The 17723-nt window shown below is 39.5% G+C and carries 18 protein-coding genes; 4 read left to right on the plus strand and 14 right to left on the minus strand.

From position 1 onward, the window contains the following. Positions 1-5 precede the first annotated feature (5 nt). Complete coding sequence (gene tnpC / locus A5868_RS08420; RefSeq protein ID WP_254908295.1) at positions 6-1574, plus strand: IS66 family transposase; 1569 nt, start codon at positions 6-8, stop codon at positions 1572-1574. A gap of 204 nt (positions 1575-1778) precedes the next feature. Here tnpC and A5868_RS08425 read toward each other — a convergent pair whose 3' ends face one another. Both A5868_RS08425 and pbp4 read right to left on the minus strand, forming a co-directional pair. Next, positions 1779-1961 carry a hypothetical protein gene (locus A5868_RS08425; protein ID WP_086303777.1) on the minus strand — a complete coding sequence of 61 codons (183 nt, stop codon included), beginning with the start codon at positions 1959-1961 and terminating at the stop codon, positions 1779-1781. Positions 1962-2016: 55 nt separating this feature from the next. Then, positions 2017-4041, minus strand: coding sequence for a penicillin-binding protein PBP4(5) (gene pbp4 / locus A5868_RS08430; protein WP_086303776.1), 2025 nt, complete (start codon positions 4039-4041; stop codon positions 2017-2019). A 67-nt stretch (positions 4042-4108) separates the two neighbouring features. Here pbp4 and A5868_RS08435 point away from each other — a divergent pair, with 67 nt between their 5' ends. Next, positions 4109-4651, plus strand: a complete 543-nt coding sequence (locus A5868_RS08435) for a guanylate kinase (RefSeq protein ID WP_086303775.1) — start codon at positions 4109-4111, stop codon at positions 4649-4651. Here A5868_RS08435 and A5868_RS08440 read toward each other — a convergent pair. The 6 genes from A5868_RS08440 to A5868_RS08465 all read right to left on the minus strand — a co-directional run bounded on the left by A5868_RS08440 (position 4631) and on the right by A5868_RS08465 (position 10776). Continuing rightward, positions 4631-5290 (minus strand): GNAT family N-acetyltransferase, encoded by a 660-nt coding sequence (locus A5868_RS08440; RefSeq protein ID WP_086303774.1) that lies wholly within the window; start codon positions 5288-5290, stop codon positions 4631-4633. The two genes, A5868_RS08435 and A5868_RS08440, sit on opposite strands and share 21 nt — an antisense overlap. Further along, positions 5274-6191, minus strand: coding sequence for a sce7725 family protein (locus A5868_RS08445; protein ID WP_086303773.1), 918 nt, complete (start codon positions 6189-6191; stop codon positions 5274-5276). The genes A5868_RS08440 and A5868_RS08445 overlap by 17 nt, the downstream gene beginning before the upstream one ends. 4 nt (positions 6192-6195) lie before the next feature. Further along, the gene (locus tag A5868_RS08450) at positions 6196-6882 is read right to left on the minus strand and encodes a hypothetical protein (protein ID WP_086303772.1); all 687 of its coding nucleotides are present in this window, start codon (positions 6880-6882) and stop codon (positions 6196-6198) included. Positions 6883-6956: 74 nt separating this feature from the next. Next, complete coding sequence (locus tag A5868_RS08455) at positions 6957-8282, minus strand: dihydrolipoyl dehydrogenase family protein (RefSeq protein WP_086303771.1); 1326 nt, start codon at positions 8280-8282, stop codon at positions 6957-6959. Between the two features lie 4 nt (positions 8283-8286). Further along, positions 8287-9240 (minus strand): ABC transporter ATP-binding protein, encoded by a 954-nt coding sequence (locus A5868_RS08460; protein ID WP_086303770.1) that lies wholly within the window; start codon positions 9238-9240, stop codon positions 8287-8289. Beyond that, a complete protein-coding gene (locus A5868_RS08465; protein WP_086303769.1) occupies positions 9241-10776 on the minus strand; it encodes an ABC transporter permease/substrate-binding protein in 1536 nt (511 codons plus the stop codon). A 125-nt stretch (positions 10777-10901) separates the two neighbouring features. Between A5868_RS08465 and A5868_RS08470 the strand changes: the two genes are divergently transcribed. Continuing rightward, positions 10902-11468, plus strand: a complete 567-nt coding sequence (locus tag A5868_RS08470) for a hypothetical protein (RefSeq protein ID WP_086303768.1) — start codon at positions 10902-10904, stop codon at positions 11466-11468. Positions 11469-11499: 31 nt separating this feature from the next. On the opposite strand, the gene A5868_RS08475 is transcribed toward A5868_RS08470, so the two are convergent. The 5 genes from A5868_RS08475 to A5868_RS08495 form a co-directional block, all read right to left on the minus strand. Beyond that, positions 11500-11799 carry a YciI family protein gene (locus tag A5868_RS08475; protein WP_086303767.1) on the minus strand — a complete coding sequence of 100 codons (300 nt, stop codon included), beginning with the start codon at positions 11797-11799 and terminating at the stop codon, positions 11500-11502. Further along, complete coding sequence (locus tag A5868_RS08480; RefSeq protein WP_086303766.1) at positions 11768-12718, minus strand: helix-turn-helix transcriptional regulator; 951 nt, start codon at positions 12716-12718, stop codon at positions 11768-11770. The genes A5868_RS08475 and A5868_RS08480 overlap by 32 nt, the downstream gene beginning before the upstream one ends. 86 nt (positions 12719-12804) lie before the next feature. After that, complete coding sequence (locus A5868_RS08485) at positions 12805-13026, minus strand: hypothetical protein (protein WP_086303765.1); 222 nt, start codon at positions 13024-13026, stop codon at positions 12805-12807. Positions 13027-13100: 74 nt separating this feature from the next. Then, a complete protein-coding gene (locus A5868_RS08490; RefSeq protein WP_010780725.1) occupies positions 13101-13442 on the minus strand; it encodes a metal-sulfur cluster assembly factor in 342 nt (113 codons plus the stop codon). 95 nt (positions 13443-13537) lie between these two features. Then, positions 13538-14437, minus strand: coding sequence for a YitT family protein (locus A5868_RS08495; RefSeq protein ID WP_086303764.1), 900 nt, complete (start codon positions 14435-14437; stop codon positions 13538-13540). 257 nt (positions 14438-14694) lie between these two features. Here A5868_RS08495 and A5868_RS08500 point away from each other — a divergent pair, with 257 nt between their 5' ends. Continuing rightward, a complete protein-coding gene (locus tag A5868_RS08500; RefSeq protein ID WP_010780723.1) occupies positions 14695-15186 on the plus strand; it encodes a YajQ family cyclic di-GMP-binding protein in 492 nt (163 codons plus the stop codon). A gap of 158 nt (positions 15187-15344) precedes the next feature. Here A5868_RS08500 and A5868_RS08505 read toward each other — a convergent pair whose 3' ends face one another. Continuing rightward, complete coding sequence (locus tag A5868_RS08505) at positions 15345-17696, minus strand: helicase C-terminal domain-containing protein (protein ID WP_086303763.1); 2352 nt, start codon at positions 17694-17696, stop codon at positions 15345-15347. Positions 17697-17723: the final 27 nt, after the last annotated feature.

Here is a 17723-nt window from a genome sequence, read left to right on the forward strand (position 1 = left end):
TAACGTTGTCAAATCAATCAAATGAAACTGATAAAAATAACGAAACAACCACACAATTAGTCACGATGCTTCAAGAACAAATGACCATCAATCAAAAGCAACTTCAAGTAAACGAAGTACTCACACAAGAAGTGAAATTACTTCGAGAACAAATTGCTTACTTAACCAATAAACTGTATGGGAAATCCAAAGAATCGTTGCCGGAATCATTGTCAGGGCAATTAAGTTTGGATTTATTTGGCGAGCCTGTGGCTCCACCTTCCATTCAGGAAGAGGAAATTTCTGTCCAACCACATAAACGGAAAAAAGGGACAAAGTCAAAAAAGTTGAATGACTTCCCAACAAGGGAAGTCCATTGCGAACTAACTGAAGAAGAACGACACTGTCAACAGTGCGGAACAACTATGAGCGACATGGGTATAAAAAAATCCCGCGAAGAAATTGCTTTTCATCAAGCTCGCATTGAGACACTACAATATGTGCAACATAGTTATTGTTGTAAAGCATGTGAACGTGTCGGAGACACTTCCTTGAAAAAAGCACCTGTTCCTAAACCGCTTCTTTCCAATAGTCTAGCCTCTCCGAGTCTTGTCGCAGAAACCATGTTTTTGAAATTTATTCAAAAAGTACCGGCTTATCGCCAAGAAAAGTATTGGCAACAATTACGTCTAGATATTTCTCGAGACAATATCACTAACTGGCATATACGCGTAGGACAAGATTTTCTTTCGATACTAGTGGAACGTTTGCATCAAGAACTGGTGAAGCGAACCATCGCTTACGCCGATGAAACGACTTACCGAGTGCTAGAGAGTCAAAAACAGAACAATTATTACTGGGTGTTCAGTACCTCGAAACAAGAGGAAGATCCGATCGTCCTATATCATCATAGTGAATCACGAGGGAATGATGTGCCCAAAAATTTTTTGAAGAACTTTCAGGGATATCTCCACTGTGATGGCTATTCTGTTTACGATGGTTTAGCGAACGTTCTTCCTGTTCGCTGCTTAGCACATGTCCGTAGGAAATTTCACGAAGCATTACCAAAAGAACTGGGAGAAACAATCCATCCAGCGGCCTATGTTTTGGATGCATTCAAAGAATGCTTTAAAAAAGAGAAAGCTTGGAAAGATCTTTTACCGGACGAGCGATTGGAAAAACGCCGGAAAGAATTACGGCCGTTACTCGATCAACTCTATGCCTATGTGGAGACGATTCCTGCCGTTCCTAAATCAAAGTTGGAACAAGCAATTGAATACATGTGTAAGCATCGAGAATCAGTGGAACACGTCTTTGAGGATGGTCGCTTAGAATTAACGAACAACCAAAGTGAACGTTTCGTCAAAGAATTGGTTATCGGTCGAAAAAATTACCTATTTTCGTCGAGTTTAGCCGGTGCCCAAACTTCAGGTTATATTCTAAGTGTGATGAAAACAGCAGAATGGAACGAGTTAAATCCGACAAGATATCTTCAATACTTATTTGAAGAATTGCCCAATCTGCCGGTGTTAACAGCGGATTACTTAGACGACTATTTGCCTTGGTCGAAAACGATCCAAGAAAAATGTAAATAATAAAAAAGACGACTTAGCCTGATTGTATGATAACAATCGGGCTAAAAGTCGTCTAGGTACTCCACTATTCGGCGCTTACATTATTTACCAACCTTAAACTCTCTTAATATTTTACTCAGTCTAAGGTAGGAGGTATCTGCCGGTTAGTTATGCTTTACAAAAAAAGAACTTTCCAACACAAATAATTGGAAAGTTCTTTAAAACCTATTTTTCCTTAGTCGTGAAATGAATCTTGTCCTGATCGTCACGTTCTAAGTATGTCGTTTCTTTTAAATAAGTGAAGTGTAATTCCTTAATACTAGAATCCTCCAGCATTTTTTCATACCCTTCGAAAATTGCCCAAATGTATTGTTTATAGGCTTGTTTTTTTCGTTGTCGCTTGTTCATAAGACACCGTCCTTCTTGGATATCTTACCAAGCATCGGTCATTCAGACAAGTATTTTATTGATAGGTTTGGTTTAAGTAAGTCAACAAGTCTTTAGAAAGATCTGTCGCGGAAGTACCTTCTGGTTTGTTCTCTAAAAATTCCACCACAGAATAATTTTGCTTTTCGGGATCAAAAGCATATAAGAAGCTGTTCTCTTGTCCCTTTTCATCTTGCTTTTGCTTAATTTCAGCAGTCCCAGTCTTTGCTGCTAACGGTATATTCAATGCTGCCAAGCTATGTGCTGTCCCATTCGGATCACTTACAACGGCTTGCATATCTCCTGTAATCGTTTCTGCCGACTCTGGTTTAATGACATCCTTCTCGTTCTTCGTTTCCTTATCAGCAAGTAGCTTGGGATACACCATCGTTCCCTTATTTGGGAAGACGGAGTAGGCAGCCGCTTGTTGAATAGGGTTCAATAGCAACTGGCCTTGTCCATACCCTGTATCTGCTAATAATATTTCTGAGTCAAAACTCTCTTTGCTGGAAATCTGTGCTTTATCCATGGCGATCGGTACATCTAACGCTTTTCCAAAGATAAATTTATTCAAGCCTTCACGGAACGTTTCTTCGCCCATTTTTAGTGTTTCTTGCGCCATATAAATATTGTCAGAATAAGTCAATGCCGTTTTTAAATTCACAGGACTAACATCTGAGACCCGTGTAACTTGATAAGAGCCCCAAGAGCTGTCCTTTTGCCACTTCAATCCGTTAATCGCCAATTCTTCATTAGGATTTAACGTTCCAGCATCCAATCCTATCGCCGCCGTGATTGTTTTAAATGTTGACCCAGGTGCATACCCCGTGGCAAAGCGACTCATAAAGGGTTGGTTCTTATCATTACTATACGCATCATAATCCGATTGGCTAATACCATTGGTCATTTTATTAGGATCAAAACTTGGCGAACTGGCAGCAACCAATAGATCGCCTGTTTTCGGTGCCATAACAACGCTTGAACCTGCATGACCATTTAATCCGTTGTAAGCAATCTGTTGTGCACGGCTATCGATAGTCAGTTTGATGTTCTCGCCATCTTTCTTTTCAATTGTCTGCAGCACTTTCTTTTCTTTTCCATCTTTATCTGTAATTGCCAAAGAGCCGCCATCTTTTCCTCTTAGCTGTTTATCCAAGGCCATTTCTAATCCGCTTCGACCAATCAAACTATCGCTGGCAAGATCATCATTTTTCTTCATATCCTCTGCGGTAACCTTGCCGACATAGCCAATCAATTGAGCTGCGGCCTCTTTTAACGGATACGTACGGCCAGTCGTTTCTTTGACTTCTAAACCATCCGGCGTTTCTTTAGGCGCCTCCGCAGTCGTTTTCAAAGGGACAAAAAAGTCTTCCTGCACCCACCCTTGAGATAAAGCGGCATCCACATCTTTAGCAGTTAGGTCTAAGCTTTTAGCGATCGCATCAATTTTCGCAGTACGTTCTTCTCCACTGCCAAGGTTTTTAGGCACGATCCCTGATTGGAACACTGTCCCGTTGGTCGCAAGACCTTGCCCACTCCGATCGAGAATTTCACCACGCTTTGCAGAATCAACTAAGTAATTGATTTTATCCTTACCAGACATACCAGGGAAAATTAAGTTTGGCTTCCAATTGATTTCATTTCCACCGTCTGTTAATGTTCCAGAATATTGTTGGTTTTTTAATTGTCCAAATCCAGTATTAACGGATAAGTTATAAGAAAATTGAAGATCCCCGCCTTTTTTTTCTACCTTCAGATCATTCATTTTAATATTGGACGCATTGATTCCCGAATAAATTGATTGGTATTTTTCCTCTACTTCTTTTTTTGTATAACCACTATTTTTCAGTGAATCCGCACTTAAATTGTTAGTTAGCTCTTTATAATTCCCTTTTTTTAACTCTTTAACAAAAGCCTCTACTGTTTCTTGGCCTTGTTTTTTCACTTGACTCGCTTGGTAGGCGCGGGCTCCAAAAAATCCAACTACGAGTAATACAAGGATACTGATAATAATGATTGGCCATTTGTTCATTGTCTGTTTCTTACGTGTGCTTCTCTCCATAAAAGAGTTCCCTCCCTAGCATCTTTTGTCCTCTTTCTTTATACTGTAAAAAAGGACGTGTTACTTTATGAATCATTGTTACTTATTTATTGGACCAAGTGGTTCTGGAAAAACCACATTAGCCGAAAAAGCCTTTCATCCTGAACAAAAAATTATTTCTTACACTACACGTGCTCCTCGTGAAAATGAAGAACACGGCCGCGACTATTATTTTGTTTCTAAAAAAGAATTTAAGCAAATGGTCAATCACGATCAATTTGCTGAATATGATGTTTATGACGACCACTTTTACGGCATTGCCAAGTCAACGTTAAGCGAGGCTTTAGCGATCGGTGACTGCTACGATCCCATCACAACGACAGGATTTATTAATTTATATCGTGTATTTGGTGAACAAATGGTCCCGATTTGGATCAATATTTCTAGAGAAACCATGATTACTCGCCTAGAAAAAAGAGCTTCCGTCGGAGACTTAGAACGTCGTTTAGCGATTTTTCAAGAGGATCAGGAAAATTTAGAACGTTTAAAAAAGTTTCCCAATCTAATTGAAGTTGATGGCGAAACCTCACTAGATAGTATGCTCAGCCAATTAAGACAGGCGTTGAAGTAACTGAAATGCTTTGCGTTCTCCATGTTCAAATGGGAAATGGATCATTCCACAATAGGTAAATCCGCACTTCTCGATCAACCGCAGCATCGGCTGGTTAGCTGGATAGGTATCAATGCGAACATCGCCATAACCTAGAAATTGCGCTTGTTTAATTGCTGAATCCAATAACGCTTTCCCCAGTCCCGTTCCGCGGTGTTTTTGAGTGACCGCTACATGATGCAAAGAAACATAAGGGGTGTTTCCTTGCCACTCGCCTTCAATTGCTTCATAAATAGGATCTTTTTCAGCAATTAATGCGACAGTACCAACGATTTCTTCCTCTAAAGTCAGTACATAGCTGGCTTTTTTTCTTATGTCTTCACGTATTACAGCTTCATGAGGCTCATGACCATCTTGCCATTGAGGTGACCCCTGCTCTTTCAAATAGTCCTTTGCCTGTTGAATGATCGCGTTGATCGCAGGAATGTCTTCCAACGTGCTTGGACGCAAAACAAACGCGGGATGCGTTGGTTCATCTGTCTTTGCTTCATCGCCAAACGACAAAATCGCTTCGGCATCTTTTCTCCCTAAAAAACCACCTAAGAGTTCTCCCATTTGTTTTGCTTGTCTAACAATAAAATCTTCATCTTCGTATCCCATATGTTTTCCATCCCCTCTGCCAATGTTCTCCTTTTTCCAAAAAGGCGCCAACCAATTCCAAGTGATGCGCCAAGGACCACTTTTTAATTGTGCCCAATCCCGGAAATTTTTTCATTTCCCGATAGTGCAATAATTCTTCCATTCCTAAAGTCAGTAACAACTGATCTTGATTTCTCGAATACCACTCTGAAAATTTATCCAATGCTTCAAAAAACTTCCCTGCCTGATCTTGTGCATTCTCATTACTATCGGATACAAAATGCTTTACTCTTAAATTAAGATACGCATCAAAATAGCTTATGTGTATAGCAATCGCACGACTAGGTCCACCTTTATCAAAATAGCGGCTGCCCTCAATAGTATAATCACTAAAACCTTTTGAATTTGTTCTTAAATAGAGATGCTCGTCACTATAAAAATCATCTATCTTTTCTCCATAATCTGCAACATTTTTTTGTGATTGAAAGGCTTCTCTGAGTAATATTTTATTTGGTACTTCTAAAACTCTAAATCTGCCCTGATCAGGGATAATAGATAACGCATCGTCGCTAATTTTTAGCTTTTCGATCTTTCTTGGTGAATGACTATTAAATAGATACAGTTCCGCCTGAAAAAGATTGTCCTGTGTAATAATTTCTGCCTTTTTAACGCTGGAATTTTCCTGTACCGGCCAATCGAATCTTTTTTCCTCGAATAATTTTGCTGTGCCAACCTGCGGATTCATGATCAAATAACAAATCAGCTTTTTTTTGTCGAATAATTCAAGTGTTTTTTTCAGTGTAGGGGAATCTCTAACAGGTTCAATGATCGGTCGGATTCTGCTCGACCAACGTTTCTCCTGGATCAATGTAGAGACCGCTAATAAATCAAACTGTTTCCCTCTTAAGTATGGATAGTACATTCACTCACTCCAATGGCTCAGTCGGCCGACTTCGAACTTGACGTTCTCGGCGTAAATATTCATAATCCTGTTCTAATGCCCGTAATTCCTCCTCAAGACTTTCAATTCGCGCTTGTTGGACATCCTCGATGAAACGCTGATAATAATTGTTTTCCTGTAAACTATCCTTTTCATCCAAGCGGCGTCGTAATTCCTTATACAGCTGCTCCGTTGAGAAAAAGCTTGTCCCATAAGACATCCGTTTTGCTTTTCGGACTTCTCGGAACAAAGAGGCCATGAATCGTTGCGTTAATGCCGATTCCTCTACCTGAAGCGCGCGTTTCATTGGCTTTTTGGCGATAATAAATGTTCCATCAGCGGGTAGGTCTTCTGCTTGAGTATAGGGACGATAGACTAAAACGCCGATCTCTTTGGGGATATCGTCTTGCACTTTCTGATACAGCTCTTCAGTCAAAACGAAGTAATTATAGTGTCCAATAAAAGACAATTTTGCCTTAGAGTAAAAATCAGCTTTAGTTATTTTTAGCTCATAACAGCGCCATTCCATCTCACCAGGTTTAAAAAAACAAGCCAGCGTATCCACGATTCCTTGTTCATCAGGCATGGTCACCTCTTCAACGACAATCCCGCCAAGATCCATACAATAATAGTAAAGTGCGTTTTCGATTTTTTGTGTCAATGTTGTTTTCATTTTCTCACCATGGGAACGTATTTTCGTAAACTTTAGCATAACTCCACAAAAAAAAACAGAGGGTACCCTCTGTTTTAAATAAAATATGAAAGATCACTAGCCGGACTCGGATAAGCAAAAATGTATTTTTCAACTTCTTCATGTGTCATTTTTTTCGTTAAAATGACTAAAAGATAATTGATCACTTCATCTGCTAACTGACTGAGACAACTAATCGCTACAATATTTTCTTCTTCATCGTAAACGATTTTTATTTTTGCTCCTTGATCGTTAATCCGGTGATACGTATACCAGCTAGACAAGTCAGTGGTCTGTGAATGGTATTTCTCTGGATGATCAGCGAGTTCCTTTTCGCTCAAACCAACCCTTGCCAAGCGCTGATCCCCGAAAACGATGGTAGGAATCAATGGGTATTCGATGGCATTTTGCTCATCACTCATCGCGCCGACGACATATCCTGCTTCAAAGCCAGCAACTGGCGTTAGTTTAGGCTGGGATCTTGCAACAACATCGCCACAAGCAAAAATCGTTTGTTCTGTTGTTCGTAAATGATCGTCGACTTTTATGCCTCGTTTGTCATATTCGACACCGGCATTTTCTAAATTCAATCCTTCGACATTTGGAATACGTCCGGTAGCACCGATCACCATATCCGTGATTAATTCAAAATCTTCTCCTGTAACACGATAGTTCGGATGCATCAATTCTACTGCTTTTGTGTCCACGTTAAAATGGAACGTGATCCCATCAGCTTTCATATGCTCGACCAGGTCACTGACTAGTTCTTGATCAAAGCCTTTTAACGGACGATCGTTGTGATGAATGATGTGAACATCTGAACCGGCTGCACTTGCGATGATTGCCAATTCAAAAGCAATGTACCCAGCACCGAGAAAAGCAATTCGTTTAGGCAGATGCTCGAGTTCTAAGAAATCTGTGCTGCTTTGCAATAACTCTTGTCCATCGATCGGCAAAACTGCTGGCCGCTGCCCGGTAGCAATCAGAAATTGATCTGCTTTTAAGGTTTGGTCATCAACAATGATTTTATGCGCATCAATAAAACTAGCTTGCCCCTGATAACGTGCAATTTCTGCCGAATCCAATCCCTCTTTCGTATTTTGCGGAACAGAGTCGGTGTAGCTCCTCTTGAAAGTCATTAAGTCTTCCCAAACGATTTTAGGTGTTTGTTCGAACCCTTTTCCGATCATTGTTTCAATTCTTTTTTGTGCTTCAACACCGCTCATTAGCATTTTCTTTGGATCGCATCCGCGGTTCGGACAAGTTCCTCCCCACAAATCAGACTCAACGATAGCAACTTTTTTTCCTTGTTCCTTTAACGCATAGGCGGCCGTATTTCCTGCCGGACCGCTGCCGATCACGATTACTTCATAGTTTTCCATTTCCTTATCCCTCCTGACTCAAGAATCGGAAGACATCACTCCGATTGATTATCCCAATTATTTTTCCCTCTCGCTTCATGGCGAAAGCATCATGGCCAGCTAACAAGTCAAAAACTTCGCTCAAGCTAGTATCGACGGTCAATGCCGTGAGTGTAGGATCAGCCACTTCTGATTGCTGGTAATAGCCGCCGTTATACAGCGCTTCTAAGGTTTGGGTATACACTTCGTCGGTGGTTTCATCAAAGAATTCTTCCACGAACTGATTCGCAGGATGTTTCTGAATCTCTTCAGGCGTATCACACTGAATCAGTTTTCCTTCATGCATCACAGCGATCCGACTGCCGATTTTCATTGCTTCCTTCATGTTATGTGTAACGAAGATCACGGTATTCCCTAATTTCCGATGTAGTTCCAAAACAAGATCTTGCAAACTTGCACGAGAAATCGGATCAAGTGCACTGAAGGGCTCATCCATCAAAACTATGTCTGGTTCTGAAGCAAGCGCACGGATGATCCCAATTCGTTGTTGTTGTCCACCTGATAATTCACTAGGCATCCGATCTCTAAACAATTCTGGGTCCATATCGACTTCCTTCAGCAGCTCATCCACTCGTTTCGTACGACGACCTTTATCCCATCCAAGCATTTCAGGGATGACTTCGATATTTTCTCGGACAGTCATCGTTGGAAACAGCGCGATTTGTTGAAGAACATAGCCAATCTGCCAACGTAATTTTTGAATATTGTAATCCTTGATCCGCTTCTCTTTGAAGTACAAATCGCCATTCGTTGGTTCGATCAATCCATTGATCATTTTTAAGGAAGTCGTTTTCCCACTCCCAGATGGACCAACTAATACAAATACCTCTCCTTTTTTAACAGAGATATTTAAATCTTTTAGAACAAAATTTCCTTCGAATTCTTTACTTACGTCTTTAAACTCTATAATCGATTCCATCTATTTCTCCTCCCCAATGATTTTCTCTTTCACTAAGAAGTCATGGGCAACTTTTGCAGGCTGCTCTTTTTTCACATTGACTAGGTAGTTCATTTCGATCATTTGATCTTCGGTGATTTTCCCAGACAATCGGTTCAACGCCTTAACAACATCTGGATGTTCATCAGCGAAATCTTTTTTCATCAAAGGTGCTCCTTGATAAGGTGGGAAAAGATGCAGATCGTCTTCTAGTGTCACTAAGTCATATTGTTTAATCTCACTATCTGTCGAATAGGCATCGATCACATCGACATCCCCATTGTTGATGGCTTGATAGCGCAAGGCTGGTTCCATACTTTGTACAGAGCTTAACTTCACTCCATATTTTTCTTGAATCCCGCGATACCCATCTTGCCGGTCAATAAATTCTAATGTAAATCCGGCTTTTAGTTGATCTTGCTGTGCTTGTAACTGGGAAATCTTCGTTATACCGCGTTTTTCAGCTTCACTTTTCTTCATCGCTAAAGCATACGTATTTTCATACGCCATTGGTTTCAATAGGCGCATGTCGAATTGAGCATCCAATAATTTATTTGCTTCTTGATATGTTTTCTTAGGTGACAATTCATCTGGCATATTCTTTGGTACTTTAACCAGGCTTTCTAAGACGGTTCCCGTAAATTCGGGATAAATATCAATTTGATTGCTTTCTACCGCGCTGAACAAGAAACTTGTCTTCCCGAAGTTTGGCTTCAAATCTACATTGACCGAAGAATCTTCATCCTGAATGACCTCTTTATATATATTGATCAAAATATCTGGCTCGGAACCAAGTTTTCCGGCAATGGTGACTGTTTCTGTTCCGATAGGGTTTCTTTGAGCGAAGAAAATGCCGCCGATACTTAGACAAATGATTCCGAGAGTAATCAAAGTCACTTTTCCACTTCGATTTTGTAAAAAGCGGATCAGTGTACTGAAAATAATCGCAAGTAATGCGGAACTAATGGCCCCAATAAGAGTCAAGTTTGGATCGTTTCGATCAATCCCAAGTAAAATAAACGTACCCAAACCACCGGCACCAATCAAGGCAGCCAATGTCGCTGTCCCGATAATTAGTACTAGTGCTGTACGTACACCAGAAATAATGACCGGCATTGCCATGGGTAATTCTACTCTCATCAATTTGCGCATACGAGACATTCCAAAAGCGTCTGCAGCCTCTTCAATAGAAGGATCAATTTCTGCTAGACCGATATACGTGTTTTGGAAGATCGGCAGTAGCGCATAAACGACCAATGCGATCAATGCTGGAACTGTACCGATTCCAACAAAAGGGATCAGCAATCCCAGTAACGCAAGTGATGGAATCGTCTGTAAAATACTCGTTATCTGTAACACAACTTCCGCCATTTTTTTTCGTTGACTCAACAAGATCGCCAATGGAATAGCAATGACGATCGCAATCAACAATGCACTCAAAGAAATGGCTAAATGTTCAAAAATTGCTGATAATAGCTCTTCTTTTCTTTCACTAAATGTATTAATTAATTCATTCATAAATTATCCTCTCAATAGTATGACCTGTTCTCAGTATAACTTAATCAAAAAGGGAGACAAAAAGATTGGCTTGAGTAAAAGTAGTATAATAATAAGGATCTCTTAGTAAAGGAAGCGATAAAAAGATGAAAACAATGAAAGAATTGGAAAATATCCAACGAAAAAAGCAAGAAAAAACCTATTCCTATTTAAATTCTCATCATTACAATTGGTTTAAGGCAATTGACTTAAATCTATTAAACAGTGATGGGTTTACCAATTATTTCCTACGAATCAAACAAAATGAACCCGCAGTTTTTGAAGCATTGCAAGAAAACGTGTTGAATGCCACAATTATTGGGTTTCAAAAAGATTTATCTGACGAAGATAGCTTTATCTTATTGACAGCAAGCTGGGCTAACGGTTTCGTCCCTGAAAAAGCCGCCTCCGCATTACAGGATTTTGAGCGCTACTTGATCAATTACACCATTCAAAAAGATCCATTGCTTGGCATCAATCAAATGAATGCTGATTTTAATCAAGTATTGATGCAGCATTTCCCGAAAGTTCGTCGCCAAGATTTGCGTTTGATTTATCGTTTACTGTTGCTAAAAGAAGCATCACACGATGAGATTTCTGAAGAATTAAGTACATTGAATGAACGTTCTCGTACTCGAACTGAAAACATGCTGACCCTTTTTCAAGCCATTTAAAAAAGAAACGACCGGTAAAGTCGTTTCTTTTTTATAATAGATAATTATTTTCCTTCGTGGCTAGTTGTAGGCGATGCAGCTCATACGTAGCATATCCTAAGACAACCAATGGTTCCTTTTGACAAAGTGCCTCTGCTTCTTCATAGCTAGCTGCCTTAAAAACAAACATACCTGCCATTCCGGGATACCCCTTGAATGCTCCAGCGAGCTCAATATAGTCTTCCTCGTCTAAACTTCTCAAATTTTCAACGTGCTCAATGACACCAGCTTTGTTTAAGCGCCGGTACTCCTTTGTTTTTTTAATCATCATGACGTATACCCACTCCTTCATGCATTTCCTCCTTTTGTTCATATATTTTTGTGATTTTTAATGCCCGCATTCTCAATTCTTCACGAGCTTCTTTAGGTTCAAGAACCTCAACGTAGGGACCGTAAGACAACAGCCTAAGATACGTCCATTCGCTCAATGGATACTGAACATTCACCAAATAATCGTCATTCGAAAGGTGTTGAACTTGATGCTCGTGAAATTCATCAAACAATCGATGGGCTATTTTTTTTGAGAAAAGCAACGTAAAATTTATCCACTCCGTATCATCTTTCCTAGTGTTTAAGGAAAAATCATTAGGTAATGACCGTTCAAAGGTATTTGATAAAACGATTATTTTTTTCATACGAGATAACCGAAAAATTCTGATTGCTTGACTGTAATGACAGTAACCAACAATATACCAGGCATGAGATTTAAATAGTAAGCGCAACGGCTCGACATTTCGTTTAGAACTCGTTAATTCAGAATTAAAATAATCGAATGTCAAAAGATGCTTTTCAGTGATCGCTTTTCGTAATTCGGAAAGTGTTACTTTTTCCGTTTCTTCGCTGCCCCAGTAGCTAAAATCAATCTCTAGCCATTCCTCTGTCGGCGGCTGATTAAATAATGCGCCAATTTTATTTAATACATGCTCCGTCTCAGGATAGTTTGCTGCATTGAGAATCTGAAGTCCTTGATAGACGTACATTTTTTCATCAGATGTCAGGAACGATTCATCTAAGGTAAAACCATCCATCAACGAGAGCCCTCCTCCGAATCCTTTTTTTGAAAGAATTGGAATGCCCGCTAATGACACCGTCGTGATGTCTCGATAAATCGTTCGTGTCGACACACCAAGATATTCTGCCAATTCTTTGGCAGCGACTCGTTTGTGCCTGACAAGATAAAAAATCAGTTTAATCAATCGTTCGATCTGCATTTTCCTGTTTCCTTTCGATGACTACTATATCAACAGTAATACGACAACAAGCTGTCATATAAAAAAAGAAAATAGGTAATCAATAGTTACACTTCATTTTGCGACAGTCTACTGATTTCCTTATCAATCAATAACAAGGAGAGCTTCAACGCTTTGATTCTTTCTTCAGATAAGGTAATTTGTGCTTTTCTATTTTTCCCAAGAGATTGTTTTTCTTCTAACGAAATAAGCGCTTTCTCAATTTTGTGTAATGTTGACAGTAACGATTTTTTTGCAGCTAAATAGTCAGTTAGTCCATAGTTATCCAACCTAAACAACTCCTTTCGATTATTATACAAAAAAGTCTCCTCTTAATGAAAGAGGAGACTACGATCTTATTTAATTAACGGATACCTAAAGCAATCCGTGCATAACGGCTCATTTTATCGGTCGTCCATGCTGGATACCAAACAAGCTTCACTTCTACATTCGTGACCTCTGGAATCTCGCCTAAAGCGGATTGAATATTATCAGTTAAGATATCTGCCAATGGACATCCCATAGTCGTTAATGTCATTTTAATTACCGTGTTTCCTGTTTGTTCAAAATCTACTTCATAGATCAAACCAAGATTAACGATATCGATTCCTAACTCAGGGTCAATGACTGATTCTAAAGCAGTTAAAATAGTTTCTTTAATCTCTGCTACTTCTGCATCGGACCATTTTTGTGTGTTCTCTTCCACTTGTTCCACTCCTTTCGAGTTTCAAGAGTATTTTACTCTATCTTTTAGTGTTTGTAAATGAGAATTGAATCCCTCTTATTCTCATTTAAGAACTATTATTTAGCGATTTGTGATTTTTTTAATAAATTCTGTTCGTCTTGGGTCAAGAATGAACCAACAACTGAATCTGTTGCAACGATATTAGTAAATGAATTCGGATCTACGTCAGCGACGACTTGTTTTAATGTATACAATTCATAACGAGTAAAAACAACCATGATGACTTCTCGTTCAGTAGAGCTAAATCCTCCTCGCGCAGGAATTACCGTCAGCCCACGCAATAATTCTCTGCTCAGGACTTCAATCATGACTGCACTATTTCCAGTATTGATGAACGCCGTCATTTTTTGATGACTCGTATGGACATAGTCGACAACAGTACTCATTGTGAATATCGTGATGATCGTATAAAGCGCGCTCTCCCAAGTGAAAAAGAAACCAGCAACTATTACAATCACACCATTTAGGAGCATCATATAGTTTCCAACTGTACGCCCTGTTGTTTTAGATAATAATAAGGATACGATGTCTAACCCGCCCGTCGTAAACCCAAATTTTAACGAAAGGCCCGCACCGATTCCGAGCATGACCCCTCCGGTGATCGCATTCATTAACACATTATCAGTCACTTGACCGACCGGAACCAATGTCGTAAAAAAAGACATGGAAATTACATTTGCAAAGCTCAAAATCATTGCTGATTTTCCCAGTCTTATGAATCCTAAGACGAATACTGGAACATTCAGAAGAAAAATCAATATTCCGGTGTCGATAGATAAGCCTACATTTGATAATAAGTGCTCGGCAATTTGGGCAATCCCGGTCATCCCTGCTGAAAAGACATTTGCTGGGATCAAAAAAAGATTTAAACCAACCGCTCCGGTCAAACCAGTAAATAAAATGACAAGGATTTTTTTTGCCAAATCCTTGGATGTATAATTCATAACCTTCTGCATCCGATATTCCCCCTTTAATTCAAACCTATAATAGAGTAACAGGTTCCATGAATATTAATCAATCGTTTTCAATCACTTATTTGAGAATAATCATGGCTTTCTTAGCATTTTTTGATAAACTAAAGAAAAAGCTTTCGGATACTGATTTTATTCATCCTAATTTGCTGAAGGGATTTGTTTTCTAAAACAAAAACACGTTTTCCTGCAAATTATTGCGTTGAATGATTCTGTATTTGGAGTAAATTAGGAGAATGTCTATGGCAAAAGATGCGAGCTTTGATATTGTTTCAGAGTTAAACAAGGAAGAAGTCAAAAATGGGGTTCAAATCGCCCTAAAGGAATTGAAAAATCGCTTTGATTTTAAGGGAAGTACCTTCGACATTACATTAGAAGGCAATCAATTAGTGATTAAAGCTGAAGATGACTACAAGATCGAACAAGTGAAAGATGTGCTGTTTAGTAAACTGATCAAACGTGGTGTGCCGTTAAAAAATATCCAATTCTCTACTTCTGAGCACGCCTTAGGAGGAAACGCCCGACAACAAGCTGAACTTGTAAACGGGATTGATAGAGAAAGTGCCAAAAAAATTACAACTGCTATCAAAAACAGCAAAGTAAAAGTAAAAGCGCAAATTCAAGAAGACCAATTAAGAATTACTGGAAAAAATAGAGATGACCTCCAACAAGTAATTGCTTTGGTAAAAGAAATCGATTTACCGATCGATGTTCAGTTTATCAACTACCGATAGTAATAAAGAAATAAATTTTTTACAAGATACAAAAAAATAGGCTGAATGATTCTTTACTGTCTTTATCGATAGTAATTGAATCTGTCTCTTATACACATCTAGATGTGTATAAGAGACAGGAGTTGCGGTAAACATTTCATTTGCGATATTTCTATCTCTTATTCGCCTTTGACTTCTTGTTGCCAAAATTCATTTGCCATTCGTTCCACTTCATTTGGTCCATAAATCACTTTTCGGTCTGACCAATTAACGGGTAAAAGACTTTGATAATGAGGATTTGTGTAGCGTTGATCTAAGAGAAGAATGATCCCTCGATCTTCCATCGTACGAATCACACGTCCTGCTGCTTGTATCACCTTGTTCATTCCTGGCAATTGGTAGGCATAACTGAATCCTTGATTGCGTTTTTCGTCATAATATTCTTTAATCAGCTCTTGTTCGTGATTTACCTGAGGCAATCCTACTCCGACCACGACTGTACCTATCAATCGTTCACCGACTAAATCGATCCCTTCAGAAAAAATCCCTCCCAATACGCAAAAACCTATCAATGTTTTCTTTGGATTCGTTACAAAAGCAGCTAGGAAATCCTCTCGCTCTGTTTCATTTAACTTTGATCCTTGAATTTGAATCGCATATTCTGGATATGCTTCATGGAAATAGTCTGCTACTTGATCTAAGTATTGAAATGATGGGAAGAAGACTAAGTAATTCCCCGTTTTCGTTTTCACCAACCCTTCAATAGAGGCAGCGATTTTCGGAATACTTTGCGTTCTCCTTTGATACGTTGTTTGAATACTGGCATCCACCATCACTAGGCGATTGTCATTTGGAAAAGGACTCGGAAGACGATAAGTAAGACTCTCTTCCCCTCCGCCTAAGACTTCTTGGTAATAATCCAATGGTGAAAAACTTGCGGAAAAGAGAATGCTGCTCCCAACTTTATCCATGGTCTGCTCTAAAAACCAAGACGGATCGATACAATACTCTTTGACAATCAGATCATAGCTTTTATGTTCAACAGTTGTCTGATAATGATCGTCATAAAATTCGCTCATACGAGTGAAGCGTATAATTTCAAAGTAAACAGGCAGCATCTTCTGTTGCGACGGATTGTCTGGATTCTCTGCTAGCCATTCTTTGATTTGCTCCTGTAATTTGAACAAACTATTAATCAAATTTTCAGGTGCTGCCTGCTGGTGATGGTAGGCTTCTCCATCCAATGATTGATGGATCAATTCAAATTCATTGTCCACTCGCGTAAATGCTTTGTGCAATTTTTTAAAAGAGGTGTCCAAATTTTTTTGCATCTGAGCGAGTGACTCCCTTGAGATACTGGCAGAGTACATTTCTTTCGAGCGATTGACTAAGTTATGAGCTTCATCAACTAACACTAGATTTGATTTATTCTCTTCCTCAAAGAAACGACGCAAATAAACGGTTGGATCAAATAAATAATTATAGTCACCGACAACAAGATCGCTGAAACGACTCACATCCAAAGAAAGTTCAAATGGACAAAGCTCATGCTTTCTCGCGTATTTTTCAATTACTGGGCGTGTGTACTGGTCCTCACTATTCAGCATATCCCATAGACCATCGTTGACGCGATCATAGTAGCCCTTCGCAAAAGGACAGTGCTCAGGAGTACAATTTCGTTCCGTCAAAAAGCAAATCTTGTCTTTGGCGGTCAACGTCACACTTTTTACCCGTGCATCGTTTTTAGTAATTTTAGTAACCGTTTCTTCGGCCACTTGGCGCGTGATCGTCTTTGCTGTTAGGTAAAAGATCCTTTCACCCAACCCTTCTCCCATTGCTTTAAACGTAGGGAAAAGGGTGGACATTGTTTTTCCTGTACCGGTGGGCGCTTCGACAAACAACTTTTGTTGCGCGTGGATCGTTTTGTATACTGCGGCAGCCAACTCTCTTTGCCCCGCACGATACGTATCGAAAGGAAATTCTAAGGATTTTAGAGAATTGTTTCGTGTTTCCCGCCACTCTAACTGAAATACCAGCCAGTTTTCATAACGTTTGATCAAATCGTTGAAGAAAGCGTCCAATTCTTCGAAAGTGAACGTTCGAATTTGTCGCGTGATCTTCTCCTCTGTTGTTTGAAAATAGGTTAACCGTGTACCGATTTCAGCGAGATTCTCTTGCTCACTATAAATATAGGCATAAACCATTGCTTGATAAAAATAAAGATCAATGATCCCTTCTTCCAGCTCCTCAAAGGGTGTCTCTGATGTTTTGATCTCGTCAACAAACACGCGATCTTCTTCTATATAAATACCGTCGGCACGTCCTTCGATTTGAACGGCTGTATCGGCAATTTCTACGGGTTTCTTCAACCAGACTTCTTTCTGGTAGCCAGAACCGCCTTCTTTTTGTAGCTGGCGATGGATTCGTGCACCTTCTTGAGGTGTGTGATTGCTATTCTTTCCTTCGTCGATGCTCCCGCTGCGCAGGATGAATTCAACTAACTCACGAATCGCGATTCTTTTTACTGCCACCTTCTCACCTCGTTCTTGTATCTGCAT

This window comes from Enterococcus sp. 12F9_DIV0723 (assembly GCF_002174375.1).
In the GTDB taxonomy this organism is placed as follows: Bacteria; Bacillota; Bacilli; order Lactobacillales; family Enterococcaceae; genus Enterococcus_A; species Enterococcus_A gilvus.